Genomic DNA, 26,840 nt, shown 5'->3' on the forward strand with positions numbered 1-26,840 from the left:
CTGGCAGTACAAGTGAATTGTAGTTTTATGAATTCTTGGTTCTTATACCGAGTTGGCAAATTGGAATAGATGAAGGAGCGTGTAGCATGGAAAAATTAATGTATATGATGATGATTGAGAAGAGCAGGACCTATAATAAGCTGACAAAGAAAGCAGTCACAGAGCATGTTGAGAACGTAAGGAGGCTGGACGATGAGGGAAAGCTGGAAATTTGCGGCGTGTTTAAAGGTTATCCGGGAATGGCAGGTATGTATATTCTGAAAACAGACAGTCGTGAGGAGGCAGAAGATATCTGCAGCAGGGAGCCCTTGGTTATCGGTGGATATGCAACATATAAATTGGTTGAATTGCAGGTCGCGAACCGGGAAAATAATTATCTGCTGTAATTGTGAAAGTCATGTCCTGACACACGCCAGCTCTTCCCGATCTTACTGGCCCGTAGTTTCTTCTCGCGTATGCAGCTTTGAATTGTCTTATAAAAAAATAGATATTTGCAACTTTTTGCCCTCATTTTTTGTCTAAAGAAGAAGCAGGCATTTACAAATGAGAGGGAAAAAATGGTATTCAGCAGTTTAGAATTTATATTTCGGTTTCTTCCGCTATTTTTGATAATCTACTACATAATCCCATACAGCTGGAAGAATTTTTGGCTTTTTGCGGGAAGCCTTGGCTTTTATTTTTATGGGGTCAGGGATACCCCTTTTTATTTTGTTCTCCTGGTTCTTTCTATTCTGGTCAACTACAGAATCGGGATTTTGATAGGACGGCGGAGGCTGGGGAGGCTGCGGAAGAGGTGGCTGGTTTGCGGCATAATCTATAACCTTTCATGGCTGATCCTTTTCAAATATTCTGCATTTATTGTCCAAAATGTAAACCTGCTTCTGGGAAGAGCAGGGATTCCATTGAATTTACCGGTTTTTGCGCCTGTACTCCCGGTGGGAATCAGTTTCTATACCTTTCAGGCTGTCTCATATCTGGCAGATGTGTATCGAAAAACAGTTCCCTATGAGCGGTCTATGGTTGGCTTCGGCATGTATATCAGCATGTTCCCGCAGCTGATCGCAGGTCCGATTGTGACGTATTCCTCTATGCGGGCACAGATTGGCAGAAGAAAGGTTACCTTCCGCGCTATTGAGGATGGGCTGCGGGAGTTCACCATTGGTTTGGGATTTAAGGTGCTCCTGGCAAATCGGGTCGGCGGCTTATGGACTGAAGTGCAGACGATTGGTTATGAGAGCATTTCCACCCCGTTGGCCTGGCTCGGTCTTGCAGCCTTCAGCCTGCAGATTTATTTTGATTTTTGCGGGTATTCACTCATGGCAAAGGGACTGGGCACAATGATGGGGTTTAAGCTTCCGAATAACTTCAGCCATCCATACATGTCCCTGTCCATGACGGAATTCTGGCGAAGGTGGCATATAACTCTTGGCAGCTGGTTCCGGGAGTACGTATACATTCCCCTGGGAGGGAACCGGAGAGGGGCTGTTTTGACCATTCGGAATCTGCTGGCAGTCTGGCTTTTAACCGGATTTTGGCACGGAGCCAGCTGGAACTTTATAATATGGGGCCTTCTGCTGTTCCTGATCATGTCCATCGAGCGCCTTGGACTGCTTCGGGTGCTGGAACGACGGCGGGTAATCGGACATCTCTATATGGTGCTCATGATTCCTTTGACCTGGCTTGTGTTTGCCGTTACTGACGTCAGACAGATGCTGCTGTATTTCCAGAGACTGTTCCCGTTCTTAATGAAACAGAACCTTTTTTATTTCAGTGGGGATTATCTGAAGTATGGAAAACTTTACGCGGTCTCCATTGCGGCTGGGCTTGTGTTTATGACGGATATCCCCTGTCGAATTTATAATCGGCATAAATACTCTCTGGTTACGGCATTTGTGCTTCTGGCCGTTTTCTGGGCATGTGTGTATTGCATACACATTGGTATGGACGACCCTTTTTTGTATTTCAGATTTTAGATGGAAGGCGGAGGACTGGAATGAGAAGATATTGGTACAGTGTTCTGTTGACGGGCAGTATGATTGTCATGGCGGCCGCAAAAATGTCAATGGATATACCGAAAAAGGAACCGATACCTCAGGAGACGGCGGCAGTGCAGGCGGATAACCGTATAGTGGAGGCACAGAGTGAGGAAATGATGGAGGCTATGAACGCAGAAGAGAGTACACCATCATCTCCGGAGACAGGAGAAACGGCTGTAATGGGGAGTGATATTGATAAAGATTTTTCTAATGTGTTATTTATAGGAGATTCACGGACTGTGGGACTTTCAGAGTATGGTGATTTAGGGCGGGCGGATGTATTTGCGAATTCTGGTATGTCGGTTTTCGATCTCTTTGAGGCTCAGGTTTCCGTGAATGGTGACGAGAAAAAGACGCTGGAGGAAGTGTTCTCGTCGGAAAACTATCGGACAATTTATTTCATGCTTGGTATCAATGAGCTGGGATATGATGATAAGGCTATTGTCACTCAATACCGTTCTGTCGTGGAGAGAATCCGCGCTGTGCAGCCTGCAGCAGCCCTGGTACTTGAGGCCAATTTACACGTAACCGGTGAAAAAGCCGCCAAAAGCAATATTTTTAATAACCAGAGAATTGATGCTCTAAATAAGTCTATTAAAAAAATAGCAGAAGATACCGGATGCCGTTATATCGATGTCAACAGCCTCTTTGACGATGAGAACGGGAATTTATCTGCCGCCTATTCCACTGATGGCGCGCATATTCTGGGGAAATATTACTCGGTATGGGTGGAGTGGATCCGCAATGGCGGATGACTCAGAGGAAACAGGAACTCTCCATCTTCGATTAGGTTTTTGTGATTAATCCTCATGCAGTCTGAAGCGCGTGCCTTTGGACACGCGCTTTTAGGGATGGAATGTGGTCTGTTATGCCGTCTAACCGATCCACCGCCGCAGAATTTCCAGAAGAATTTCGATATCGATGGGTTTGGCAATATGGTCGTTCATTCCCGCGCTGTGAGCCTTTCCAATATCGGATGCGAATACATTGGCTGTCAGGGCAAGGATCGGAATGGCTCGGGCATCCTCACGTTCCAGGGCCCGGATCAGTTTCGTTGCCTTGTATCCATCCATCACCGGCATTTGTATATCCATCAGAATACCGGCATACTCTCCGGGGGCAGAGGCTTTGAATTTATTGAATGCAATGGAACCATTTTCTGCTGTATCGATCATGAGACCGTGGGTTTCCAGCAGTTCGACTGCGATTTCACGATTGAGTTCATTGTCCTCTGCCAGAAGGAGTTTCTTACCGTCTAAAACGGCATCGGATCTCTCATGCAGGACACTCCGCGTGTCGGAACGGTCAATTCTGCAAAATTTATGGAAGGTATGTACCATTTTTGATTTAAACAGCGGCTTTGTGATGAAGGCATCCGCGCCCGCCAGACGGAATGTATCCTCGATTTCTGAAAGGTCATAAGCGGATACTATAATAATCGGCATGTTGATGCCAACTTTTTTTCGAATTCGCTTTAATGTCTCCAAACCGTCGATATCAGGCATGATCCAGTCCAGAATCACAGCAAAGAAGTCCTCTGCCGTTTCATGAGCCGCGGCGACACGATCGACGGCTTCCCTTCCGGACAGCACCCAGCTGCACTGCATACCCAGTTCATTCAGGATTTCGGAAACGCTTTCACATATGATCTGATCATCATCCACGACCAAAACCGGCAGCCCGGCCAATTCTGCATCGTCCATCTCTGGCTCTCTGCATAAATCAAAGGTGACGGCAACGATAAACTGGCTGCCTTTCCCCGGAGTACTTTTCACTTCAATGGTGCCGTTCATCATGCGGACAATATTCTGTGTAATTGCCATGCCGAGGCCGGTGCCCTGAATATTATGAATGCTCGTGTCGTCCGCCCGGGAGAAGGGCTCAAAGAGATGCGGGATGAAGTCCTCATGCATTCCGATTCCCGAGTCGGTTACTACGAAAGAATACTGTCCCTTTCCCTTTGCAAAAGAGGGTGTTTCCTGGATTCGCAGCCCGATGGTACCGCCTTCCGGCGTATATTTGATGGCATTGGAAAGCAGATTGACAAGCACCTGCTGCAGACGCCCGCCGTCCGTCACCACCTTTTCATGGCGGACACGATTGGCATTTACCTGAAGCGACTGATGTTTTTCTCCAATCAGGGGGCGGAATACATCCATTACATCTTCAATCAGCTTTGGCAGCGAGACTTCTTCAGATGACAAATCGATCTTCCCGCTTTCAATTTTAGACATATCCAGAACCTCGTTGACCAGATTCAACAGATGGCGGCTGGCTGTGTTGATTTTTGTGAGACAATCCTGTGTCTTTTCCGGAGAGTCTAAATTTGCCTGGGCGATGATGGACATGCCTATGATGGCATTCATCGGTGTGCGGATATCATGGGACATGGATGAAAGGAAGTTGGTCTTGGCCTCGTTGGCAATCTGGGCTGTCTTACAGGCATCCTCCAGCACCTGTCTCTGACGCGCCTGCTCCGTGCGTTCCCTGGTCACATCGAGCCCAACGCTGTAATAGGAGGGAATGCCATCCCAGCTGTCCTCGGCCCTGACAAAGCTGAATGACAGTGCCAGTACCTTAAGAACACCATGAAAGGTGACGATGCGTCCTTCCGCAGCCGTGGGCCTGCCGGTGATCCGTGACTGCTCCATGATATCGGAGATTTCTTCAATATCATCCGGATGCACATAGGTACATTGGGAAAGCAGTTCCTGTTCAAATTCTGTCTTCGTATAGCCGATGAGATCGAGGAAACCGCCGCCATACCAGAGGATTGTCCTACTGTCTCTGGCGTCCACGCGCGCAAACCCGCCGTGAACACTGTTAATCAGCGCGTCCCGCTCCTGATCCTTCTTTGCCAGCTTGTATTCCGCGCTGAAGGTATCATGGGAGAGCTCAAGACGTGCCCGGTGTCCATTCCAGTTAATTTCCAGATTTCTGATCATGAATGTCCGGCCTAAATTGGGATTATAGAATTCCCATTGATAGAATTCTTCCTTACATATTTTGTCGTTGGTGCAGAAGGGGCAGGGAGAGGTTCGGTTCTGGATAATTTCATAACATTTCCGGCCTACCACTTTTGAGGCCGGCATGCCAAGAACCTCGCAGGAGGTCTGGTTCAGGTAAAGAAGTTCATAGGTGTCGATATCACTGACATAAGCATTGCCTTCATAGGCATCCAGCACCGATCGAAAGGAATGCTGCTTCTGTTCACACAACCGGGTCTGTTCCTCTTTTTCGGCAAGCAGAGCACTGATATCGGCCAATTCCATTTGGAGTACCGGTCTCTCTGTGGTCGGATCTGCGGTTACTGTCCCCAGAAGGCGCACCTGGGAAAAACCATCTGTCTGCCGGGGCAGCCGGATGGTCATATCGATATCAGATATTCCGGCTTTCAATGCCTGCACCGCCTCGTGACAGATCGCTGTAAAATCATCAGGAAACTGAATATAGTATTCCTGTAAGCTTGTGAAGCGGCTCAAAAACTCTTCCTTTGTATAACCTGCAAGACGGAAAAAACTGGTGTTCCCCCATAAGAATGTGAAAGGGCCATCCATCAGGCAGCTAATAACTCCGACTTTCATTAAATCCATTCCTGCTGGGCATTTCATTCCTGTTATCTGCGGTAAACAGGAATTGCCTTGTTTGTTTCTTTCGCTGATATCCATATCTTTACACCCGTTCTAAGATTTCAAAACTCTTTGCTCATATATATTTGTCTCGAATTGCAATAAGTATAACAAAAGAATTTGAAAATGGCAACTAAAGAGGAGAGGTTGTTGCCGTATACCATAAAACGGGTTACAGTTCACTCCCCACCAGGGCCACCGCAGTCCGGTTCGGCCGGGCAGGCTCGCTCAGTCTTTCCTGTTCCGGTTTCGGGCATAAGAAGTTCTAAACGTGCAGAATTTTTCTAAAAACCAGATGAAATTCCCAAACTCGCTGCGCTCAGACAAGTGGGAATTTCACCTGAACGAAAAATTTTGCGCGTTAAGAACTTCTAATACCCTGCAAAGTCACAGGAAAGACTGAGCGGGCCTGCTCGGTCGAACCGGACTGCGGTAACCCTGGTGGGGAGTGAACTGTAACTAAAACGGTTCCGGTTTTAGGCCTGGTTATGGTATCCAGGCAAATCAGGATCGCCATAAGACCGTTGACATTTCAATTCCGTAATTATGGAATCAATCCGGGAATGAAAGGACAAAGACATTAATATAATGTTTAAAAAGTGTGGAACTGTATGCAGACGAAACGATACACCATCATTTTTGCAGGCTTAGATCAGGAATTGTTTTCCGAAAACAGATTGTCAGAGATTTGGGAAAGGGAAGCAGATGCTGTTTATCTGGAAAGCGGAATATACATAAGCGCGAGTCTGGACATATCGTATTTCATATGCGGTAAAATACGAAAATGCGATTTAGGCGGATTAAGTGCCAGCTTTGTATCACTTAAGGATCCTCTGGGAGCTGAGACGGAGGAGCAATTCTACAGCGCATTATTAGAGGTGGTACGGAGAGTCAGGAAAAAACTGGATAACCCTTATATGGGGGTATCCGCGGAGATGATAGAGTTTTACTATTTTGTCAGTGTCTAAGCATAAGGACGCCGGTGGATTCTGACCTGATTTGTCTGGCAGCGGAGCAACTCCTGCGTTACAGTTCACTCCCCACCAGGGTTACCGCAGTCCGGTTCGGCCGAGCAGGCCCGCTCAGTCTTTCCTGTGACTTTGCAGGGTATTAGAAGTTCTTAACGCGCAAAATTTTTCGTTCAGGTGAAATTCCCACTTGTCTGAGCGCAGCGAGTTTGGGAATTTCATCTGGTTTTTAGAAAAATTCTGCACGTTTAGAACTTCTTATGCCCGAAACCGGAACAGGAAAGACTGAGCGGGCCTGCTCGGCCGAACCGGACTGCGGTGGCCCTGGTGGGGAGTGAACTGTAACACTCCTGCAAGAACTGTACAGAACATACCGTACATAAAATTGCAATCCCTCAAAAAAGGAGTTATAATAGGACTATACGGAGGTGAGCAAAATGAAGGTAGTATTTGATCTTGATGACAAGTTGATCGTTACGGAAGCCCAGGAATTGATTGGGCAGGAAGGAGAGCTTACCATTATTGACAGCCGCCATACCTATTATATTGAGAACCTGAGTGAAGAGAGGGCGAAGAAGCTGGTCATGGAGGCGTATAACAGTAAATGCATGAATCTGACAGGATTTATTACAAAAGTCAGAGATTAATGGTCCCAACAGCGAATGTCAGGAAATCGATTTACGGATAACCGGTTTCCTGACATTTTTTTGTATAATTTTTAAAATATACTTGACTCCAACCTAAGGTAAGACTTTAGACTGAAAAGCGAGGTGAGAAAATGGCTTATACAGTTCAGGAAGCTGCGAATCTGTCAGGTACCACGGTAAAAACATTATACCATTATCAAAAGGTAGGGCTGCTCCTTCCGAGTACAGTAGGAGAAAACGGCTATCGCTACTATACGGATCAAGAATTGGAAAGACTGCAGCAAATCATGTTTTATCGCGCATTGGACTTTTCCCTGGAGCAAATCAAAATCGCTTTAGAAAATGAGCCAAACAGACTGACTTGTTTAGAACAGCAGAAAGTCTTGCTTAGCGCGCGTAAAGAGAGATTGTCTGCTATTTTGGATACGTTGGAAGAAACAATTTCTCACGCTCGGAAAGGAGTTCCTATGAAGACAGAAAAAATGTTTGCCGGTCTGAATAAAGAAGAGTGGGGAGAGGCCCTTAAGGACCAGAACGAGTATTTACAGAAAGAGTATGGATACTCTATCGACGCGGAGGCGGTTGACGCTGCTGTTATGAATGAAAACGCGGAGGAAGCAACACAATTTATGGCTTTTATGGCTAAATCGCTGAAAGACGGGCTAAGTGCCCAGGATGAAATGGTTCTGTCTGCAATACAGAAGCATATTGCCTGTTTGAGAAGAACTATGGAGATTGATGCAGCAGGGTTCGCCGCTCAGTCCCGTTTTTTTCTTACAGACGATTTTCACCGCAGTATGCTGGAAGGGCAGCAGACCGGTTTGAGCTATTACCTCTGCATTGCCGCCGATCATCTGGCGGAGAGAGACGGAATAAATGAGAACAGCGGGCGGTTTTGATTTTTCAAAGCCGCCCGCTGTTCTTACTTAATCCATACGCAGTTACTATTTTTAACGCTTCTGCGAATTCTCCGTGTGTCACGCCGAGGTGATAGGTAACCGGATTTTATCAGTCGGTGCTTATCGATCAGGAACGCGAAGCACCCGCGCTTATCTATGAAGACGGCATGTACTATATGGTTACATCGGGCTGCACAGTCTGGGATTATAACAGCGCACTCTATGCGAGATCGGAGTTTCTGCTGGGAAAATGGAAATTAATCGACAATCCCTGTGAAGGCGAGAGATATCGTGAAATCTATGGAGGGCAGTGCACCTACATGTTTCGGGTGAAAGAACAGATCTATATTATGTTCGATCACTGGATTCCCGATAATCTCCAAAATTCCGGCTATTCGATTTTGCCGGTTACGATTCGGGATGGGAGTCTGACGATTCGGTGGAAGCGTGCGCCTGGTCTTTTTTGTGATCTCGTCACGGAATTGATTTTATTTATAGGATATATTGAGTGAGCAGTTGCAAGATGCAAAAATAAAAAACAGAAACGAGGTTGGTTTTATGAAATGGATGAAAAAACAGAAATGGATGGGCGCAGCGGCATTATTGGGTATCGTATTTTTCCTGGCTGTGCTGTTGGTAAAGCCGATTGGCGTATCTACACAGTTTTCAGTATTGAGCGGCATCGTTCACAGTACCGTTGACTCTGCGGTTATAACCGGGGATGACGAACGGGATTCGGGCTATGGAAGTACGAATGCTTACTATGACAAAAGCGAGGGCAGGCTGGCGGCAAACATTAAACATCCAATGAACTATGATTTTATATTTGTTTTGGCAATTCCGTTTGGCGCATATGCTGCCCATTTGTTACGTAAAAAGAAGTATGGGACACAGTCCATGGAACGTGCGGAGTCGGAGTCCTGCCCCCTTGCAGGGAAGAGCCGCTGGAGACAGTATTTCGCTCCCTTCATTGGCGGTTTTATTCTGCTGTATGGCGCGAGAATGGCGGATGGCTGCACCAGCGGACACATGATGAGCGGCATAATGCAGGGCAGTATCAGTGGTTACCTGTTTGCAGGAGCTGTGTTTTCCGTAGCGATTCCGACAGCTGTTCTGGTTCATAGAAAACGTTCATAGGAGGACAAAAAATGAATATATTATTTGCAGTTATTCTTGGCGGCCTGTTTGGGTTTGCACTCTATTTTACGGGAGCATCGCATCCAAAAAAACTTGTATCAATGTTAAAGCTGCATGACATTTCTCTGATGAAAATTATTCTCTTTGCCATTGGACTGTCCAGCGTTCTGCTGTCCATCGCAAATGCACTGGGCATTCTTGATCTATCCCATCTGAGCATCAAATCGACAAATCTTGGTGTGCTTATCGGCGGACTTATTTTTGGAGTTGGCTTTGGCTGGATCGGCTCTTGCCCGGGCACCTGCGTGGCGGCTTCCGGCAGCGACGGCATCAAAAAGGCCCTGATCACTGTGCTGGGCGGCCTGGCGGGCGCCTTTGTCTTCAGTGCGACCTATGGCTTCTGGAAATCAATCGGGCTTTTTGGTGTCATGGATCTTGGCAAAATGACATTATTTGGCCTCTCAGAGAAATATCCTTCGCTTTTCGAGATTGGTTTCAGCGGGCTGCTAATTACCGGATTACTCTTTATGGCCCTTGCAGCAGGATTGCCGAACCAGCTCAGAAAAGAAGAGCAATAGTCTCCGTATTCCGGCTTTTATTGCTTTGCCGGCTGTGCTGCGATTGCTTGGAGATACTTTTTATCGAGCACAGTTACACGGCCTCGTGTTAAGGCTACTGCGCCCTCGTCAACAAAGTATTGCAGCATTCGGGTGACCACTTCACGGGCCGAGCCGATATACCGGGCAATCTGCTCATGGGTCAGCTGCAGCGTGTTTTCTCCGGTTTTGGCAGTTTCATCAAGGAGAAAGATCGCCAGCCGCGCATCGAGGTTCAAAAAAAGGATCTGTTCCATCGCCCACATTACTTCTGAAAACTTCTCAGCGGCAAGGCGCAGCGCAAATAGTTCGGCATGGATGTTATCTTCCATAAGTCTGGAGAATACCGCCGAGTTCAGGACCAGAATTTCACTGTCCTGCTCGGCTTCAATGTGAACATCAAAGGTTATGCTCTTGAGTATGCAGGAGGCCGAAAGAACACAAATCTCGCCTGCCCCCAGACGAAAAAGTGTGACCTCCCTGCCTTCCTCAGACAGGATATAGGTTCGGATTTCTCCGTGCTGCAATATTAAGATTCCCACGCACTCATGTTCCGCACTGTATATGGTTTCTCCTTTGGAGTAGGAAGCAGCGGCCGTATTACGAATCAGCAGTTCCCGCTGTTGTACGGTTAGCATATCCCAGAAGGTCAGATACTTTTTTAAGTAAAATAGTTTTTCTTCCAATGTTTTCCCACGATGCATTTCCTTCAAAACGTTCCGTTCCATGAAATGGTACCCCCACATATATGATTTCATTTTTATTAGTATGGTACAATCATACAGATAAAAACACAGGAGACGGATTTAATTTGCATATCGGATTAAGAAAAGTCTTATAGAAGGCGTCTTGTAATAAGTCAGAAGATATAGTACAATTATGGTAATATATGGGATATTTTATCAGTTCTTATAATGCAAATTATACGAATTGCAATGGTAAAATTACTGTATTACATGAGACGTTTTGCAGATCTGGTCATCAGGTCTGCTTTTTTAATCTCTTTTTCTGCCAGGAAAATGATTTTTCTTTCATTATCTGATGTGGTTGGTAAATATAATTTGCATTATAAGATACACGCTGTCATCCAACTGATAAAGGAAAGACGGAATATGAAGCAGAATGACTATTTTATAGAAGAATCGGAGCGTGTAATACAAGAGAGAACGGCAGATGGACAGCTTTATATACTTTATACCGACATCACGGATTTTCATCTGGTTAATTACATTTACGGAAATGAAATCGGGGATTCCCTTTTGCAGGAAATGAATCATTTCCTGGACAGACGGCCCAATATTCTGTTGTGCCGCCGCTTGTTTGCCGACTTTTTTGTAGGACTCTATTTCCTGGAAAATGGACAGGAGATCGGCGAAATAATCAGCAGATTGGACGGAGAACTGCAGGAATTCCTCACGGATCTGCAGTCGAGATATCCTGCATGCCGATTAAAAGCGGCCTGCGGGCTCTGCCTCATTGAGCATGATAATATCGCGCAGGCCATCGACAATGCAAATCTGGCGCGCAAAATATCAAAAAATCAGTATTCCTTCAAAACCGTGGTTTACGATCATTCCATGAAGGATCAGATCACAGCCGTGCATGAAAATGAACTGGAAATCTACAATGCGCTCCATGAAAACCGGTTCTGTTTCTATTTGCAGCCGAAGGTGGATCTGACGAACGGGATGATCATAGGGGCGGAGGCGCTGGCAAGGCGTATCGGCGATGACGGGACTGTAATTCCGCCCGATAAATTTATGGATCTGATGGAATCGAAGGGATCCGTGATTGAATTGGATCAGATCATCTGCCGACAGGTCTGTGAGTTCCTGAAAGACCGGATGGACCGGGGATTGTCGGTTGTTTGCATTTCGGTCAATTTGTCGCGTCTCCATATACGAAATCCCGAATCGGCAGATGTGTTCCACCAGATTGTGGCCGAATATGGGATTCCACCCGAGCTTCTGGAATTTGAACTGACGGAGACCATTCTGCTGGAGGAATTCGCCGGGGCCAAGCATCTGATCGATAAACTGAGAGCTTACGGCCATCACGTCTCCATCGATGATTTTGGTTCCGGATACGCAGGAATTAATGTATGGCAGGAACTGAACTTCGACTGCCTGAAGCTGGACCGCAAGTTTTTGTCCGATGATGAGCTGTTGAAGAAACGCAACCGGGCGCTCGTTCCCAATATTATCAACATCGCCCACCGCCTCCATGTCCAGGTACTGTGTGAGGGCGCGGAAACGGAGGAACAGTGTCTCTATCTGCTCCGGCTGGGCTGCACCGTCGTGCAGGGATTCTACTTCTCAAAACCGCTGCCCCCGGAGGAACTGTGCCAGGTCTGTGAATGTCAGGACGGAAAATATCCGCTTCCCGCGCTGCTGTGCTCCGATAAGTCAGAACACCAGTCCGGGCAGGCGAACGAGGCGGATGCCGGAGGCAAGGCGCAGAGTAAGATTAAAAATTATGTTATTGTCATTCTTTGCTGTGCACTTTTCCTGGGAGTCTGCATCACAGGTGTGATGACCGTGAACCGAAACAGGACGCAGAAGGAATTTACCAGCATGATAATCGAAACTCTGAACGCTTACACTGCGGGACAGCGCGAAAATACCCTGACGGAAATCGATGGTGTTGTGAATACACTGCAGTCGTTTGCCGTGTTGGTTTTGGAAAATGATGAGCCGGGGTTTATCAATACATTTTTGAGTGCGCTGAATAAGGTGAGTCCGAAGATTCAGTATACCTATTATACTTACGAAATGTATCAGGAACTGATTACGAGCGGGGAGGCAAGGCCGGAGGACAGAGAAATTTTAGAACGTCTGAAACTGGGCGAGACAGTGGTGACAGATATCATTTATTCTGAACGGCTGGGAGACATCTACTGTGTCGGAGTCGGGGTTCCTGTGATGAAGGATGGGGTGTTCATTGGCACGGTGCAGGGGATTATCAACGCAGAGGCTCTGATATCTACAGAGCTGTTTGACCCGGGGCTGGGAGAGATATGCAATGTATTTCTTACTGACGGGGACAGCAGGATTCTTCCGATCCGGGAGCCGAATGGAAGAGGCGTTGGTGAGAACCTCCTGGAACTTTTAGATATCTATGGAGTAAAAAAAGAGGTGATAGAGGAGCTTCATGACGCCTATGACGCAGGGGATTCCCAGGCAAGAAGCGTCCGGGCAGGCAGATTTGACGGAAGTCCGTATTACTTATCCATGACCGGGCTGAGATATAACAACTGGTATCTGGTCGTCTGTTTGAAGGCCGATGCTGCAACCATGCATTTGCGCTATATTGTGAACAATATGATGTGGAGTATCGCCGGGCTGATTGCGGCGGTTGCCCTGGTTTCGGCGGCAATGATTCTTTTCTGGGTGAGAGTTCAGAGCAGGATTTCCTTAGAACAGCAGCGATATCTTCTGCTGGAACACTTTTCAGATACGGTACTGTTTGACTATGACTGCAGGCACGATACCATCCGCTTCACCTCCAATGCATCGAAGCTTTTAAAGATCAGGGAGCTGACACAGAACCATTTTCTGAATGGGCTGGACCGGGCGTTTATTTACGCGGGAGATCAGGAGGAGGTTCAGCGTGTACTGAGCGGTCAGACTGGCGGGGAATACGGCGAAATCCGAGTGCGCGTGATACGCCCGGATACCGAAGAATACTTCTGGTGTCTGGTGCAGTATCAGAATCTGTATAAGAGCAGCGTCATAGATTCCATTATTGGAAAGATAACGGATATTGATGAGCGTATGCCGCATGAATAAAAGCAGCTGGCAGAACTAAAAAGTAAATGATACCCTAATCGTAAGTTACAGACTTTCTTCTGAATCCTGCGATCAGGGTATTTTTATTATGCTTTTAAAATAATTGATGAAGAACAAGAAGATGGTTTTGCAGCGGTTTTCCGCAGTTCGGGCAGTTTATTTTCCTGAAAATGGACCGAATCGCCGGATCGTTGTCTTCCGTGCCGCTGTAGTATATCGCCTCGGCCTCGGCCATGGGCATAATGATCGGAGCCTGATACAGATGACCGCATTCTCTGCAGCAATATATAAGCATAGGCAGCAATCTTAAGCATTCGCCACCAAATCAGCCGTTAAATATAGGATTGTTAAAAACAAGCAGACCTGATATGATAAATTCAGTATATCACTGCATGACCATTGATACAGCGTATCATATAACACGTCATATTTTGGAGGGGGAAGTATGCTGTCATTCGTTCGCAGATTCAATATCAGCCTGTTTAAGAAAATAATCACGCTTTTTTTAGTCGTTCTGGCGCCCATCTTTATTCTGGGCATCTATATCCGCAACTGGGGGGCCGATACCGTGCGGGAAGAATTGTCAAAGTCATCAACGGCCCAAATAGAATTTTATTTAAATCAGCTGGAGGATGAAATTGAACGGCTCAAAATACTGCAGTATACGTGCCTGAACGACGAGCATCTTAACCGCCTTGCAGTTCAGTACAGCATTATGAGTCCGTACGATATTGTCAGCAATATGAGACAGCTTCAGGCGCGTCTTATGACTATCGTGTACAGCAGCAGCTATGTGGAAAATGTCAGTGCCCATATCTTTTCCATTGATAAGACCGTATCGTCAAACCGGGGAGTGGATGAAATAGACCCCAAGGTTTATGAACGGATCAAGGCCGCGGCCGGACTTAAGGGGGCACAGATCATCCGGTATGAGGATGGATTATATCTTACGACTGCCTGTCCTTCGGACAATTCGGGCCAGAACAGTAACTATGTGATAGAAGTGAAACTGAATCCGGATGTATTTGAAGAGGATTTAAAGCAGTTTAATATCTATCCGGACAGCGGATCATTTTTAATTGATCTGACGAATTCGAATGAGATTGCCATGGCAAGTACCGGAAAGTCCCTGCAGCCCCACGATATATTAGGAGATTTTGCCATATCTGGTAAAAGCGGTACCGAGCTGGGTAAAATAGATAATTACCGCTACTACTCGGTGTATGCGAAGTCGGATTATTTAAGTCTGCTGCTGCTTCGATATCTGCCGGAGAACCTGGTGTTCACGCCAATGCAGCATTTTACCAGCTGGATATGGATATTCATCCTTGTCTCGATAACGGTAATCGTCGTTTTTACGCTGTTTATGCATCGCTTCATCAATAAACCGATCAAAAACCTGGTAGCAGTTTTCCGTCAGGTAGAAAAGGGGAATCTGCAGATCAGTCTGAATCCGGAGGACGTCAGATCCACGGAATTTGCTTATTTATACACCAGATTCAATAAAATGGTTGAGAGCTTAAATATGCTGATCGATCAGGCATATAAGCAGAAAATTCTGACTCAGCGCGCGGAACTGAAGCAGCTTCAGGCGCAGATCAAACCTCATTTTCTGTATAACAGTTTCTTTATCATCAATACAATGGCACAAATGGGGGATGAAAATCTGGTGGAGTTCACAAATCATTTGGGTGAGTATTACCGCTACCTTACCAGGAATTCCACAGACATTATTCCTCTTTGTGAGGAGGTGGAGCATGCCCGCACTTATACCAGCATTCAAACCATGCGTTTTTCAAAGAATCTCGAAGTGGATTTCAGTCCATGCCCGGAAGAATTCGAACAATACCCGGTCCCGCGGCTTATCATACAGCCGCTGATCGAAAATGCCTTTGAACACGCGGTCGATAAGAGAATGAAGGATCGGATCATATCCATATCCTTTGAGATATGCCAGGACAGGCTGCATATTATTGTCGAAGACAACGGCAAAAGCCTGACGGATGAAACGCTGGCAGAACTGCAAAATCGATTGGCAGTCCAATCGGATGATGTGGAAGTGACTGCATTGCTGAATATTAACAGACGTTTACAGTTACAGTACGATGAAACCAGCGGCGTGCTGCTTAAACGCAGCTCATTGGGAGGTCTGCGGGCAGAACTTGTATTGGGAGTGAGGAGGAGGTAATATGTACCGGCTATTAATTGCGGATGATGAGGAAATTATTGTAAATGGGCTATATGATATTTTCTCTAATCTGGAGAATTTAGAACTGGATGTGTATAAGGCGTATTCGGGTGAGGAGGCAATCCAGTGGCTGGGGCGGACCAGGATCGACATAGCACTGACCGACATCAATATGCCGGAGATCGATGGCCTGCAGCTTCTGGATGAGATCAAGAAACGCTGGTCCTGGTGCCGCGTGATTTTCCTGACGGGACACAGTGAATTCAACTATGCATATAAGGCGATTCAATACAGTAATGTGAGATACATATTAAAGACGGAGGGATATGACAAGATTATAAAGACGGTGGAAAGTGTTGTTCAGGAGTTAAAAGATGAGAATCAAACGAATGAAATGATTCAAAACGCCAAAGATCAGATTAATCTTGCCCAGGATTTGTTTTGCCAGAAATATTTTTATGCATTGCTTAACAGCGATCATTCTTTAAAAATCAATACGGAAGAATTCGAACGGCTCTTTATCCATTTGAAAGCAGACGAACCGGTGATGCTGGTTCTGGGTGAAATACTGACGCTGCCCAGGTCGATTGATTTCTGGGAGAAAAATCAGATCATGTATTCGATCAAACAACTGATTGTCAGATATTTTTCCATGCATGTGGACAGTCTTGCTGTCCCGCTTAAAGATGATAAGATTGCAGTTTTTGTCCAGCCGCGGAAGACACAGCCATTTTCGGATCACGAGGACGGCAGTATGAGCGTTTTCCTGAAGGGTACGCTTGAGATCGTTCAGTCGGCCTGTCGGGAGAAGCTGAATGCCCCGGTAAATTTTGCGTTGGCAGAAAGACCATGCGGGTGGAAGCAAATCGCAGAGAAGTATGTATCTCTGATGGACCTGCTTAGTCACCATATCAGTCATGATGTGGAAACCATTCTTGACGAAAGGGATTTTAGGAAGCAGAGGCAGAACGTCGTTCCGGCTCTGGATGTAAAATCGGACCATGCGGCGGCTGAATTGCAGGGGTTATTATACCGCAAAGATTTAAGTGATCTGTATCACTCCATCGAAACAGGGGAAGAGCAGGACTATTTTGACTCCTTAAAGAAATGGCTGGTGCCGCTCGGCGAAATACAGGATAAAAATGATGGTATTGCATTGGAGGCATACCAGACGATTATCACCTTCTTCTTTTCCTGTATGAACCGTTCTCAGCTGGCATCTCAGTTTTCCGAATTTTACAATATAAATAAACTGCAGGACAGCGAAAGCTATGGTACCTGGAAGGAGGCGGCCAGTCATCTTCTGGAATTATTTCATAAGCTTTTTGATTTACAGAAAGAAGAGCAGTGCAAGCGGACGAATGAAATCATAGCTTTTGTACAGCAGTATATTGAAAGCCATTTGTCGGAAGATTTGTCCCTGACGAGCCTGTCTGAAAAAACATATTTAAATTCCTCCTATCTTTCACGGCTCTATCATCAGACGACCGGCCATAAGCTTTCCAGTTTTATAGAGAATGCGCGGATAAAAAGGGCCAAGGAATTACTTGAGAACCCGTATGAGAAGATTTACGAAATCGCCAGAAAGGTTGGCTATGATACGGCCGCCTCCTTTACACGCCTGTTTAAAAAAGCAGAAGGTATGTCGCCCCAGGAATACCGGGATACGTTTCACTCTGCGAAAAGACATGAGAGTTAATACGCAGATGTAAAAATATGTGAAGACAAGAAAAAAATATAGTAAAGATGTGTTAAGAAAATCAAAAGTTGCTTGTAGAAAACGACTAAAAATACGGGTATAATAAGGGTACAAATTGGTGATAAATCATAAAACAAGGAGGGCTATATGAGAAAACGTATTTTTAGTACCGGTATATCTGCTGTATTGATCGGCAGTATGCTGCTGACTGCCTGCGGGGGAAATAGTTCGGGTGGTTCGTCATCTTCTGCAGGTGCAGCAGGTGAAACGAGTACTGCAGCGACAGGGGACAGTTCCGCTGCTGCGGAGAGCGCGGATCCATTTGGAAAGTATGATCCACCGATCAATATGACATTTGCACGTACGGTGGATAATGATTTGAATGACAATATTCTGCCTAAGACTCCGGGGGAGACCATCGACAGCAACAGGTGGCTGGACCTGTATTCCGATGAGCTGGGGATTGACATCAGCTATGCCTGGACGGTCAGAGGCGGTCTTAACGATGATGCCTATACACAGAAATTGAATGTTACCATTGCCTCTGGTGATTTGCCGGATGTTCTGATCGTAAACCGCACACAGCTGAAGCAGCTGGCAGAATCGGACATGATAGCAGATATGACAGAGTTTTACGACCAGTATGCCAGTGAACTGACGAGGGAGGTTTATAATTCAGAAGGACCTGGTATCCTGCAGTCGGCTACCTTTGACGGCCATTTGATGGCAGTCCCTTATGCAGATGCATCGGTGGAGAGTACACATTATCTCTGGATCCGCCAGGACTGGCTGGATAAGCTTCAATTAGACCCGCCCAAGACGATGCAGGACTTACTGAACATTGCTGATGCGTTTACCACACGTGATCCCGATGGAAATGGAAAAGATGACACGTATGCAATGGCAGTTACAAAGGATTTATACAGCGGAGCCATGGGCACAGAAGGCTTTTTCGCAGGTTACCATTCTTATCCCAATATGTGGGTGAAAACCGACGATGGGACATTGGCATGGGGCAGCGTGCTGCCGGAAACCAAGGACGCGTTAAAGGCTCTTGCCGATATGTATGCGGCTGGAGAGCTCGACCCGGAATTCGGTATTAAGGATGGAGCAAAGGTTGCAGAGACGATAGCGGCAGGAAAAGTGGGAATTGACTTTGGGGAGCAGTGGAACCCGATGTATCCGCTGATCAGCAACTACCAAAATGATCCGGAAGCCGACTGGGTTGGATATCCGATCGTATCGGCCGATGATACGCTTCCGAAGGTTCCGCAGAAATTCCGGACCCAGTGGTATTATGCAGTCCGCAAAGACTATGAGAATCCGGAAGCGGTTGTGAAGTTAATCAATATGCATCTGGAGAAAAACTGGGGCGAGGACAATGACTTTAATCACTATTACATGCCGGTAGAAAACGGAGCAGTAGGCGTATGGAAGTTCTCTCCGGTTGCACCGGCTCCGACAAATAAAAACCTCGAGGCGTTTAATGAAATCGAAAAGGCGCGCAAGCTGGGAGATATGAGCATTTTAGAGGGCGAACCTGCAGTTATTCAGACAAATCTGGAAGCTTACTATAACGGCGATACGACTCAGTGGGGCTGGGATAAGATATATGGAGAGAATGGAGTCTTTCATGCTCTGAATGGTTATATTGAGAACGGTCAGGTGATGAGAGAAGAGTTTGTAGGCGCGCCTACACCGACGATGGTAGATAAACAATCCTCTTTAAAGACGATGGAACTGGAAATGTTTGTCCGCATTATTATGGGTGATGTTTCCATAGATGAATTTGATAAATTCGTTGAAAACTGGAACGCTCTTGGCGGAGCTGATATGACAGCGGAAGTCAACGAATGGTACCAGTCCGTTAAAAACTAGAAAAGAGATTACGAGAGGAGAGGTTTCATAAAAACTTTTCCTCTCGTTTTTTAAACAGGAAAGAGAGGGGTTCTATGAAAAGCAGAAGAAAGCGGGAACTGCCGCTGCATCTGATGATTTTACCAAGTGTGATTATGCTCATTTGTTTCAGCTATCTGCCGATGGCAGGCATTATCATTGCCTTCCAGAAGTTTATACCGGCGAAGGGACTGTTTGGAGATCAGAAATGGATTGGCTTCGATAACTTTATCTATTTGTTCAAACTGCCCAATTTCACCAGCGTGCTGTGGAATACTCTGTTTATCGCAGTCATGAAAATAATTTTCGGACTTTTAATTCCGATTGTAGTCGCCATTCTCATCAATGAGGTGAGACATAATTCCTTGAAAAAAGGTATTCAGACGGCTATCTATCTGCCTCACTTTTTATCATGGGTGGTCTTAGGCGGCATCTTTATCGATATACTCGCTCCGGGAGACGGACTCGTCAATCAGGTTATCAAAGCTCTGGGCGGCCAGCCGATCTTCTTTTTAGGCGATAATAAATGGTTCCCGTTTACACTGATCGTAACGGAGACCTGGAAGTCCTTCGGATATGGAACCATTGTATATCTGGCGGCAATCACAGGCATTGACTTAAGCTTATATGAAGCAGCCCAGGTTGACGGGGCTAACCGATGGAAGCAGATCTGGCATATTACGCTTCCCGGCATGCGCATGGTGATTGTGCTGTTAATGGTGCTGAGCCTTGGCAACGTGCTGAATGCCGGATTCGACCAGGTGTTTAATATGTACAGCCCGCCTGTATATGCCAGCGGTGATATTATTGACACATTCGTTTACCGGATCGGCATGCTGGAGGCACAGTTTGGTGTGGCAACGGCGGTGGGACTGTTTAAATCAGTGATATCTCTGACTTTGATCTCAGTTTCCTACTGGTTTGCCTATAAGTTTGCAGACTATCAGCTGTTTTAGGAAAGGAGCAGTCTATGAAAAGCAAGAAGAAGTTTAAGTGGTTTCCGATATTAAATACGGCATTTCTGCTCGTACTGGCTCTGATCTGCGTGATTCCCCTGATCCATGTGGCGGCAGTTTCCTTCAGCTCCAGCGCGGCGGCTTCGGCCGGAACCGTATCGCTGTGGCCAAAGGAGTTTACATTAAATTCGTATTCCTTCGTTGCAAAGCGTCCCGCCTTTTGGCGCTCCATGAGAGTTTCCGTTATACGAATTATAATGGGCGGGGGCTTAAGCCTGTTACTGACAATTACGGCTGCCTATCCACTGTCTCAGCCGAAGGGAAGCTTTCGGTTCAGAACCGTCTACGCATGGTTTTTCTTTGTCACCATGATATTTAATGCCGGTTTAATTCCATGGTACATGGTAATCAGACAGTTTGGCCTTCTGGACAGTATTTGGGCGTTGATTCTTCCAAGCGCCGTACCTGTCTTCAGTGTGATTCTCCTGCTCAACTTTTTCCGTGAAGTTCCGAGAGAACTGGCGGAGGCGGCATTTATAGACGGAGCAGGGCATTGGCGTACCCTTTGGACGATCTATGTACCGCTGTCCAAACCGGCCCTGGCCACACTCCTGCTGTTTTCTCTGGTAGCAAACTGGAACAGCTGGTTTGACGGACTGATTCTTATGAACAATCCTGACAATTATCCGCTGCAGACTTACATACAAACCATTGCGGTTCAGCGTTCGTTCAGTATGATGACGAGAGAAGAGATCCAGCAGATGGCGACTATATCAGACCGGACTCTGCGTTCCGCACAGATATTTTTAGGATCTCTGCCAATCGTCATGGTATATCCGTTCCTTCAGAAATACTTTGTGAAAGGAATCGTGTTGGGAGGCGTGAAGGGATGAGTATGAAAAAACAGGCGTTTAATCCCTATCTGCCTTCCTGGGAATATATTCCGGACGGTGAACCCCATGTGTTCGGTGACCGCGTTTATGTGTACGGATCCCACGACCGTTTTAATGGATTTGCCTATTGTTTAAATGATTATGTATGCTATTCTGCACCGACGGATGATTTAGGCAATTGGAGATATGAAGGCGTTATTTATGAAAAGACCAGCGATCCGGTAAACCGGGATGGCAGCATGTGCCTGTATGCTCCAGACGTTGTCAGAGGAGCGGATGGAAGATACTATCTGTATTATGTGCTCGATAAGGTCCCGTTTGTATCGGTGGCTGTCAGTGAGACTCCCGCCGGAAAATACCGTTTCTATGGATATGTACACGATTCAGACGGGAGACGTCTGGGGGAACGGGACAACGATCAGCCCCAATTTGATCCGGCAGTCCTGATGGAGGACGGCAGCGTCTATCTCTATACGGGATTTTGCGGCCCCGGCGATCAGTCGCGGAAAGGCGCCATGGCGACCGTGCTTGGACCGGATATGATGACCATAACGGAAGAACCGGTCATCATAGTTCCCGGCAACTGTTACAGTGCCGGAACTGATTTTGAGGGACATGAGTTCTTCGAGGGGCCTTCGATCAGAAAGAATGGAGTTACGTACTATTTTGTCTATTCTTCGAGTAGAATGCATGAATTGTGTTATGCGGTCAGCCGGCATCCAACGAAAGAATATGTGTATGGCGGAGTTATTGTCAGCAATTGCGATAACAACATCACACACCAGAAACCGGCTGGCCTTCGTACGTATGTTCCGGGTAACAATCATGGCGGGATGGAAGAAATAAAGGATCAGTGGTATATCTTTTACCACAGACATACAAACGGAACCAATTTCAGCCGACAGGGCTGCGCTGAGCCGATTGAGATCGGGGAAGATGGTTCCATACAGCAGGTCGAGATGACCTCATGCGGTTTAAATGGAGGCCCACTGGCCGGGAAGGGAGAGTATCCGGCATATATTGCCTGTAATCTATTTTCTAAAACAATGGATAACAATCACTTACTCCACCATGCAGGCTGGATCGACGGAAAATATGCCAGAATCACACAGGATGGGCGGGATGGCGATGAAGAGACCGGATACATCGCCAATATGCAGGATTCCACAATCGCAGGATTCAAGTATTTTGACTGCAGCGGTATTACGAGGATTTCTCTGAAAACAAGAGGCTATGGCAGTGGTTATTTTGAAGTGAAAACCAGATGGGATGGGGAGTGTCTGGGGACGATTCCGGCAGGCTATTCCAACGTATGGGTGGAAAATTCTGCTGAGATTATGATTCCGGCTGGTGTCCATGCGCTGTATTTCGAATTCAAAGGCGAAGGCGGGATCAGTCTGGCTTCCTTCTCTTTAGAGTAGCAGGGGGCAGCCGATGAAAGAAACCAGAGAAATCCGCCTGTGGTGGACGGATATACCCGATCCTGATGTGGTCCGGGCAGGCGATACGTATTACATGACGAGCACGACGATGCATTTTACGCCGGGCTGTCCTGTTATGAGATCGCGGGACCTGATTCATTGGGAAATTGTTAATTACGTGTATGATGTTTTGGAAAACAGCGATGAGATGTCTTTAAGGAATGGAAAACACGACTATGGGAGAGGTTCCTGGGCAAGCTGTATCAGACATGACGGCCATACCTGGTATGTTGTGTTTACGGCGTATAATTCCAATAAAACGTATATTTTTCAGACCCGGAGCATCGAAGACGGGCCATGGGAGAGATACACGCTTCCCGGCATTTACCACGATATGTCTCTGCTTTTTGATGAGGACGGCAGAGTCTATATGGTATACGGCAGCGGGACAATCCGTGTGATGGAATTAACCTCAGATGCGAAGGCGGTTAAAACAGATGGCATGAATCAGGTGATTATTCCGAGTGCCGATGTGGGAGGAACAGGCGGCCTTCCTGCCGAAGGGGCGCATATTTATAAACGGAATGGCATGTATTATATATTTCTGATTGCGTGGCCTCCTGCGGACCGCTCTTCCGGAAGGAGAATGGAGCTGTGCTACCGCTCAGACAGAATTGACGGCGTGTATGAGGGAAGAGTGGTTCTGGACAGCGATATGGGATTTCATAACAGAGGAGTTGCACAGGGGGGAATCTTTGAGACGGAAGATGGTAAATGGTATGCGCTGCTGTTTCAGGATCACGGTTCGGCAGGCAGGATACCGGTGCTTGTTCCGGTATCATGGGAGGACGGCTGGCCGGTCTTTGGAGACTGTGGACGGCTGCCTGATGTAAACACCGTGAATTCTAAGGCTTTTTCCAGGATTGATGTTGTTCAGTCGGATGGTTTTGATGATCAGACAGCGCTGGGACTGTGGTGGCAGTGGAATCATAATTGTGATGACCGCTTCTGGTCGCTGAGTGATAGGACGGGATGGCTTAAATTAATAAACGGTACGATTTGCGATAACCTGTCCAATGCGCACAACACATTGACACAGAGGACCTTTGGGCCTGTCTGTTCCGGCCGCGTGCTGCTTGATACATCGGAGATGAAGGCGGGAGATTTCGCTGGCCTTGGCGCTTTCCAGGATCAATATGGATACGTCGGCGTCATGAAGACGGAGACTTCGGCTAAAGTGATTATGGCGATGGCGGAGCCGGAACCGTTTGAACCTTCCAGGATGCACTATGAGACCGGGAAGCCGGAGGTGATTGTAGAGAGCACAGCGCTGCAGCAGAGCGAAATATATCTCCGCGTTGACTTTGATTTTCGGGATATGGCGGATACCGCAGAGTTTTATTACAGCCTGGACTGCAGCAGATGGAACAGGATCGGCAGCCAGTTAAAGTTGTCATACCGGCTGACCCATTTTGTGGGGTATCGATTTGCGCTGTTTAGCTATGCGACGAAGGTAACCGGCGGTTCCGCTTATTTTGACTGCTTTGAGGTGTCGTGAATTAGAAGGAAGGAGAGAACATGAAGAGAGCACAAATTATCATTGACCGTTATTTTTTAACGGGGGAGGTTGACAAAAGAATATACGGTTCGTTCCTTGAGCAGCTGGGGCGGGCTGTATATGGGGGAATCTATCAGGAAGGAAATGTAAATTCCGATGCGCAAGGCTTTCGTAAGGATACCCTGGAGCTGGTAAAGGAGCTTAGAGTGCCCATTGTGCGTTATCCAGGCGGAAACTTTGTATCAGGGTTTCACTGGGAGGACAGTGTAGGGCCGAAAGCACAGCGGCCGGCAAGGACAGAGCTGGCCTGGAAGGTGATCGAGACGAATGAATTCGGTTTAAATGAGTTTGCAGACTGGTCAAAAAAAGCAGGAAGCGATATGATGATGGCCGTCAATCTTGGCACAAGAGGGCCGGAGGATGCGAAGAATCTGCTGGAATACTGTAATTTTGAAGGCGGTACTTATTACAGCGATCTCCGCAGGGCTCACGGCTATGCAGAGCCGCATAACATCAAGGTATGGTGTCTGGGCAATGAAATGGATGGAAAATGGCAGATGGGTCACAAAACAGCGGGAGAGTATGGAAGGATCGCTTCAGAGACTTCCAGGCTGATGAAATGGCTGGATCCAGGTATCGAGACTATAGCCTGCGGCAGCTCCGGCCTGGCTATGCCTACATTCGGAGACTGGGAATATCAGGTTCTGGATGAGTGCTATGAAGAGGTGGATTATCTTTCTCTGCATCAATATTTTGAAAATCACAGCAATAACACGCCGGATTTCCTTGCCAGTTCGAAGGTTATGGATGAGTTTATCACTGGAGTGGTATCCCTCTGTGACGCGGTGAAGGCAAAAAAACATGCAAAGAAGAGCATTCACTTATCTTTTGACGAATGGAATGTATGGTACCACAGCAATGAACAGGATAAAAAGATCAAACCATGGGACAAAGCGCCTCATCAGCTTGAAGATGTATATAATTTTGAAGATGCCCTCTTAGTGGGAAGCATGCTGATTACCCTTTTGAGGCATGCGGACAGAATCAAAATTGCGTGCATGGCTCAGCTGGTGAATGTCATCGCGCCTATCATGACATCGGACACAGGGGCCTGGAGGCAGACGATCTTTTATCCATATATGCATGCCAGCATTTACGGGAAAGGGACTGTGCTGCTGACTCAGATTAAGGCCCCTTTCTATGAAAGCCGGAACTATGGAGAGGTATCCATCCTGGATAGTGTCTGCATCTGGGATCAGGAGGCGGATGCACTTACAATTTTTGCAGTAAACAAAGATTTAGAGGAAGATGCAGAAATTGAGTGCGATTTACGCCAGTTTGAGGGATACCAGGTAAAAGAACATCTCGTGCTGACTCATGATGATCTGAAGGCGGAGAATACGGAGCTGGCACCTGATACAGTAAAACCGGTGCATTCTGCTGCTTCCAGAGTGGAAAATGGTATATTTACTTCAGTGCTGGGGAGACATAGCTGGAACGTAGTGCGGCTGGAAAAATAAAATAGAATAAATAAAAAATATTGCCGGAGCTGACTGAGCCATATAGAATCGCCCGCTTTCCTGTGCTATAATAATTGAAAATCTATCAAGGAGTGAATTCTATGCCTGATCACATTGAGATACGGGGTGCCCGTGTTCACAATCTAAAAAATATAGACCTGGATATTCCGCTGGGGAAGCTGGTGGGGATCGCCGGTGTGTCTGGATCCGGCAAGTCGTCGCTGGCTTTGGGCGTGTTGTACGCGGAGGGGTCCCGCCGTTATCTGGAGGCGCTGTCCACGTATACCCGGAGGTGGATGACACAGGCGGCGGAGGCCAGGATCGACAGCATCGAGTATGTTCCGGCTGCTCTGGCGCTCCATCAGCGTCCCGCCGTACCGGGGGTACGAAGCACCTTCGGTACCTCTACGGAGCTTTTGAATTCTCTCCGGCTCATGTTTTCCAGGCTGGGAAGCCATCGGTGTCCCAATGGTCATTTGCTTCAGCCGACGGTGAACACAGCCATCGGAAAACCGCTTCGCTGTCCGGAATGCGGGGCGGCATTTGACGGTCCCAGCGCCGAGAGCTTTTATTTCAACAGCCAGGGAGCCTGCAAAAACTGCGGTGGGACAGCCATCGTGAGAACTGTGAATGAGGCCGTGCTGGTTCCGGATGAATCCATTTCCATAGACGATGGGGCCGTCGCGCCCTGGAATTCTTTAATGTGGTCTTTGATGACGGAGGTATGCAGGGCGATGGGTGTCCGCACAGATGTCCCTTTTTCAGAGCTTACAAAACGGGAACGAGAGATCGTCTTCCATGGCCCGGCTGAAAAGAAGCACATTTTATACAAAGCGAAGAAAAGCAATCAGGCCGGGGAACTGGATTTTACCTATTTTAACGCGGTTTACACCGTGGAGAATGCGCTGGCGAAGGCTAGTGTAAAATTTTTCTCGGATGATAGAAATAAATAAAAAGAGGGCACCATTTTGTGATAAAGTATTAAGCACGACCAAAATACACACAAAGG

The 26,840-nt window shown here is 46.9% G+C and carries 21 protein-coding genes; 19 read left to right on the top strand and 2 right to left on the bottom strand.

Translation table 11 applies throughout. From position 1 onward, the window contains the following. Nucleotides 1-86 precede the first annotated feature (86 nt). From DFR60_RS29170 to DFR60_RS29180, 3 genes are all read left to right on the top strand, one after another. Complete coding sequence (locus DFR60_RS29170; RefSeq protein WP_110326678.1) at nt 87-386, top strand: YciI family protein; 300 nt, start codon at nt 87-89, stop codon at nt 384-386. Nucleotides 387-557: 171 nt separating this feature from the next. Continuing rightward, nucleotides 558-1,973, top strand: coding sequence for an MBOAT family O-acyltransferase (locus DFR60_RS29175; protein WP_110326680.1), 1,416 nt, complete (start codon nt 558-560; stop codon nt 1,971-1,973). A 20-nt stretch (nt 1,974-1,993) separates the two neighbouring features. Then, nucleotides 1,994-2,791, top strand: coding sequence for a GDSL-type esterase/lipase family protein (locus DFR60_RS29180; RefSeq protein ID WP_110326682.1), 798 nt, complete (start codon nt 1,994-1,996; stop codon nt 2,789-2,791). A 120-nt stretch (nt 2,792-2,911) separates the two neighbouring features. On the opposite strand, the gene DFR60_RS29185 is transcribed toward DFR60_RS29180, so the two are convergent. After that, complete coding sequence (locus DFR60_RS29185; protein WP_110326684.1) at nt 2,912-5,704, bottom strand: response regulator; 2,793 nt, start codon at nt 5,702-5,704, stop codon at nt 2,912-2,914. Between the two features lie 572 nt (nt 5,705-6,276). Between DFR60_RS29185 and DFR60_RS29190 the strand changes: the two genes are divergently transcribed. From DFR60_RS29190 to DFR60_RS29215, 6 genes are all read left to right on the top strand, one after another. After that, on the top strand, nt 6,277-6,633 hold the full coding sequence (locus DFR60_RS29190) for a hypothetical protein (protein ID WP_110326686.1): 357 nt from the start codon (nt 6,277-6,279) through the stop codon (nt 6,631-6,633). Between the two features lie 437 nt (nt 6,634-7,070). After that, on the top strand, nt 7,071-7,280 hold the full coding sequence (locus tag DFR60_RS29195) for a hypothetical protein (RefSeq protein ID WP_002599872.1): 210 nt from the start codon (nt 7,071-7,073) through the stop codon (nt 7,278-7,280). A 131-nt stretch (nt 7,281-7,411) separates the two neighbouring features. Next, nucleotides 7,412-8,179: a MerR family transcriptional regulator gene (locus DFR60_RS29200; protein ID WP_110326688.1), complete on the top strand. Its 768-nt coding sequence runs from the start codon at nt 7,412-7,414 to the stop codon at nt 8,177-8,179. 116 nt (nt 8,180-8,295) lie between these two features. Beyond that, nucleotides 8,296-8,691 (top strand): glycoside hydrolase family protein, encoded by a 396-nt coding sequence (locus DFR60_RS29205; RefSeq protein ID WP_207659592.1) that lies wholly within the window; start codon nt 8,296-8,298, stop codon nt 8,689-8,691. A 4-nt stretch (nt 8,692-8,695) separates the two neighbouring features. After that, the gene (locus DFR60_RS29210; RefSeq protein ID WP_207659593.1) at nt 8,696-9,316 is read left to right on the top strand and encodes a YeeE/YedE thiosulfate transporter family protein; all 621 of its coding nucleotides are present in this window, start codon (nt 8,696-8,698) and stop codon (nt 9,314-9,316) included. 11 nt (nt 9,317-9,327) lie between these two features. After that, nucleotides 9,328-9,894 carry a DUF6691 family protein gene (locus DFR60_RS29215; RefSeq protein WP_110326692.1) on the top strand — a complete coding sequence of 189 codons (567 nt, stop codon included), beginning with the start codon at nt 9,328-9,330 and terminating at the stop codon, nt 9,892-9,894. Between the two features lie 17 nt (nt 9,895-9,911). Here the strand turns inward: DFR60_RS29215 and DFR60_RS29220 are convergent, their stop codons facing one another. After that, nucleotides 9,912-10,616, bottom strand: a complete 705-nt coding sequence (locus tag DFR60_RS29220) for a Crp/Fnr family transcriptional regulator (protein WP_110326710.1) — start codon at nt 10,614-10,616, stop codon at nt 9,912-9,914. Between the two features lie 408 nt (nt 10,617-11,024). Here DFR60_RS29220 and DFR60_RS29225 point away from each other — a divergent pair, with 408 nt between their 5' ends. The 10 genes from DFR60_RS29225 to DFR60_RS29275 all read left to right on the top strand — a co-directional run bounded on the left by DFR60_RS29225 (nt 11,025) and on the right by DFR60_RS29275 (nt 26,784). Then, on the top strand, nt 11,025-13,700 hold the full coding sequence (locus DFR60_RS29225) for an EAL domain-containing protein (protein WP_110326712.1): 2,676 nt from the start codon (nt 11,025-11,027) through the stop codon (nt 13,698-13,700). A 445-nt stretch (nt 13,701-14,145) separates the two neighbouring features. Further along, entirely contained in the window at nt 14,146-15,888 is a 1,743-nt protein-coding gene (locus tag DFR60_RS29235; RefSeq protein WP_110326696.1) for a histidine kinase, read from the top strand. A 1-nt stretch (nt 15,889) separates the two neighbouring features. Further along, nucleotides 15,890-17,587 (top strand): response regulator, encoded by a 1,698-nt coding sequence (locus DFR60_RS29240; protein WP_110326698.1) that lies wholly within the window; start codon nt 15,890-15,892, stop codon nt 17,585-17,587. 147 nt (nt 17,588-17,734) lie between these two features. Next, nucleotides 17,735-19,465 carry an extracellular solute-binding protein gene (locus DFR60_RS29245; RefSeq protein ID WP_110326700.1) on the top strand — a complete coding sequence of 577 codons (1,731 nt, stop codon included), beginning with the start codon at nt 17,735-17,737 and terminating at the stop codon, nt 19,463-19,465. 74 nt (nt 19,466-19,539) lie between these two features. Beyond that, nucleotides 19,540-20,439, top strand: a complete 900-nt coding sequence (locus DFR60_RS29250) for an ABC transporter permease (protein WP_110326702.1) — start codon at nt 19,540-19,542, stop codon at nt 20,437-20,439. A 14-nt stretch (nt 20,440-20,453) separates the two neighbouring features. After that, nucleotides 20,454-21,332 (top strand): carbohydrate ABC transporter permease, encoded by an 879-nt coding sequence (locus DFR60_RS29255; RefSeq protein ID WP_025531905.1) that lies wholly within the window; start codon nt 20,454-20,456, stop codon nt 21,330-21,332. A gap of 2 nt (nt 21,333-21,334) precedes the next feature. Beyond that, the gene (locus tag DFR60_RS29260; RefSeq protein WP_110326714.1) at nt 21,335-22,753 is read left to right on the top strand and encodes a family 43 glycosylhydrolase; all 1,419 of its coding nucleotides are present in this window, start codon (nt 21,335-21,337) and stop codon (nt 22,751-22,753) included. Between the two features lie 13 nt (nt 22,754-22,766). Continuing rightward, nucleotides 22,767-24,311, top strand: coding sequence for a glycoside hydrolase family 43 protein (locus DFR60_RS29265; protein ID WP_110326704.1), 1,545 nt, complete (start codon nt 22,767-22,769; stop codon nt 24,309-24,311). Nucleotides 24,312-24,331: 20 nt separating this feature from the next. After that, nucleotides 24,332-25,831 (top strand): arabinosylfuranosidase ArfA, encoded by a 1,500-nt coding sequence (gene arfA / locus DFR60_RS29270; protein WP_110326706.1) that lies wholly within the window; start codon nt 24,332-24,334, stop codon nt 25,829-25,831. A 101-nt stretch (nt 25,832-25,932) separates the two neighbouring features. Further along, nucleotides 25,933-26,784, top strand: coding sequence for an excinuclease ABC subunit UvrA (locus tag DFR60_RS29275; protein WP_341458018.1), 852 nt, complete (start codon nt 25,933-25,935; stop codon nt 26,782-26,784). Nucleotides 26,785-26,840: the final 56 nt, after the last annotated feature.

The organism is Hungatella effluvii, assembly GCF_003201875.1.
Taxonomy (GTDB): Bacteria; Bacillota; Clostridia; order Lachnospirales; family Lachnospiraceae; genus Hungatella; species Hungatella effluvii.

Coding starts and splice junctions, on each gene's coding strand:
- DFR60_RS29170 (WP_110326678.1), top strand. CDS start 87: ATGGAAAAATTAATGTATATGATGATGATTGAGAAGAGCAGGACCTAT.
- DFR60_RS29175 (WP_110326680.1), top strand. CDS start 558: ATGGTATTCAGCAGTTTAGAATTTATATTTCGGTTTCTTCCGCTATTT.
- DFR60_RS29180 (WP_110326682.1), top strand. CDS start 1,994: ATGAGAAGATATTGGTACAGTGTTCTGTTGACGGGCAGTATGATTGTC.
- DFR60_RS29185 (WP_110326684.1), bottom strand. CDS start 5,704: ATGGATATCAGCGAAAGAAACAAACAAGGCAATTCCTGTTTACCGCAG.
- DFR60_RS29190 (WP_110326686.1), top strand. CDS start 6,277: ATGCAGACGAAACGATACACCATCATTTTTGCAGGCTTAGATCAGGAA.
- DFR60_RS29195 (WP_002599872.1), top strand. CDS start 7,071: ATGAAGGTAGTATTTGATCTTGATGACAAGTTGATCGTTACGGAAGCC.
- DFR60_RS29200 (WP_110326688.1), top strand. CDS start 7,412: ATGGCTTATACAGTTCAGGAAGCTGCGAATCTGTCAGGTACCACGGTA.
- DFR60_RS29215 (WP_110326692.1), top strand. CDS start 9,328: ATGAATATATTATTTGCAGTTATTCTTGGCGGCCTGTTTGGGTTTGCA.
- DFR60_RS29220 (WP_110326710.1), bottom strand. CDS start 10,616: ATGCATCGTGGGAAAACATTGGAAGAAAAACTATTTTACTTAAAAAAG.
- DFR60_RS29225 (WP_110326712.1), top strand. CDS start 11,025: ATGAAGCAGAATGACTATTTTATAGAAGAATCGGAGCGTGTAATACAA.
- DFR60_RS29235 (WP_110326696.1), top strand. CDS start 14,146: ATGCTGTCATTCGTTCGCAGATTCAATATCAGCCTGTTTAAGAAAATA.
- DFR60_RS29240 (WP_110326698.1), top strand. CDS start 15,890: ATGTACCGGCTATTAATTGCGGATGATGAGGAAATTATTGTAAATGGG.
- DFR60_RS29245 (WP_110326700.1), top strand. CDS start 17,735: ATGAGAAAACGTATTTTTAGTACCGGTATATCTGCTGTATTGATCGGC.
- DFR60_RS29250 (WP_110326702.1), top strand. CDS start 19,540: ATGAAAAGCAGAAGAAAGCGGGAACTGCCGCTGCATCTGATGATTTTA.
- DFR60_RS29255 (WP_025531905.1), top strand. CDS start 20,454: ATGAAAAGCAAGAAGAAGTTTAAGTGGTTTCCGATATTAAATACGGCA.
- DFR60_RS29260 (WP_110326714.1), top strand. CDS start 21,335: ATGAAAAAACAGGCGTTTAATCCCTATCTGCCTTCCTGGGAATATATT.
- DFR60_RS29265 (WP_110326704.1), top strand. CDS start 22,767: ATGAAAGAAACCAGAGAAATCCGCCTGTGGTGGACGGATATACCCGAT.
- arfA (WP_110326706.1), top strand. CDS start 24,332: ATGAAGAGAGCACAAATTATCATTGACCGTTATTTTTTAACGGGGGAG.
- DFR60_RS29275 (WP_341458018.1), top strand. CDS start 25,933: ATGCCTGATCACATTGAGATACGGGGTGCCCGTGTTCACAATCTAAAA.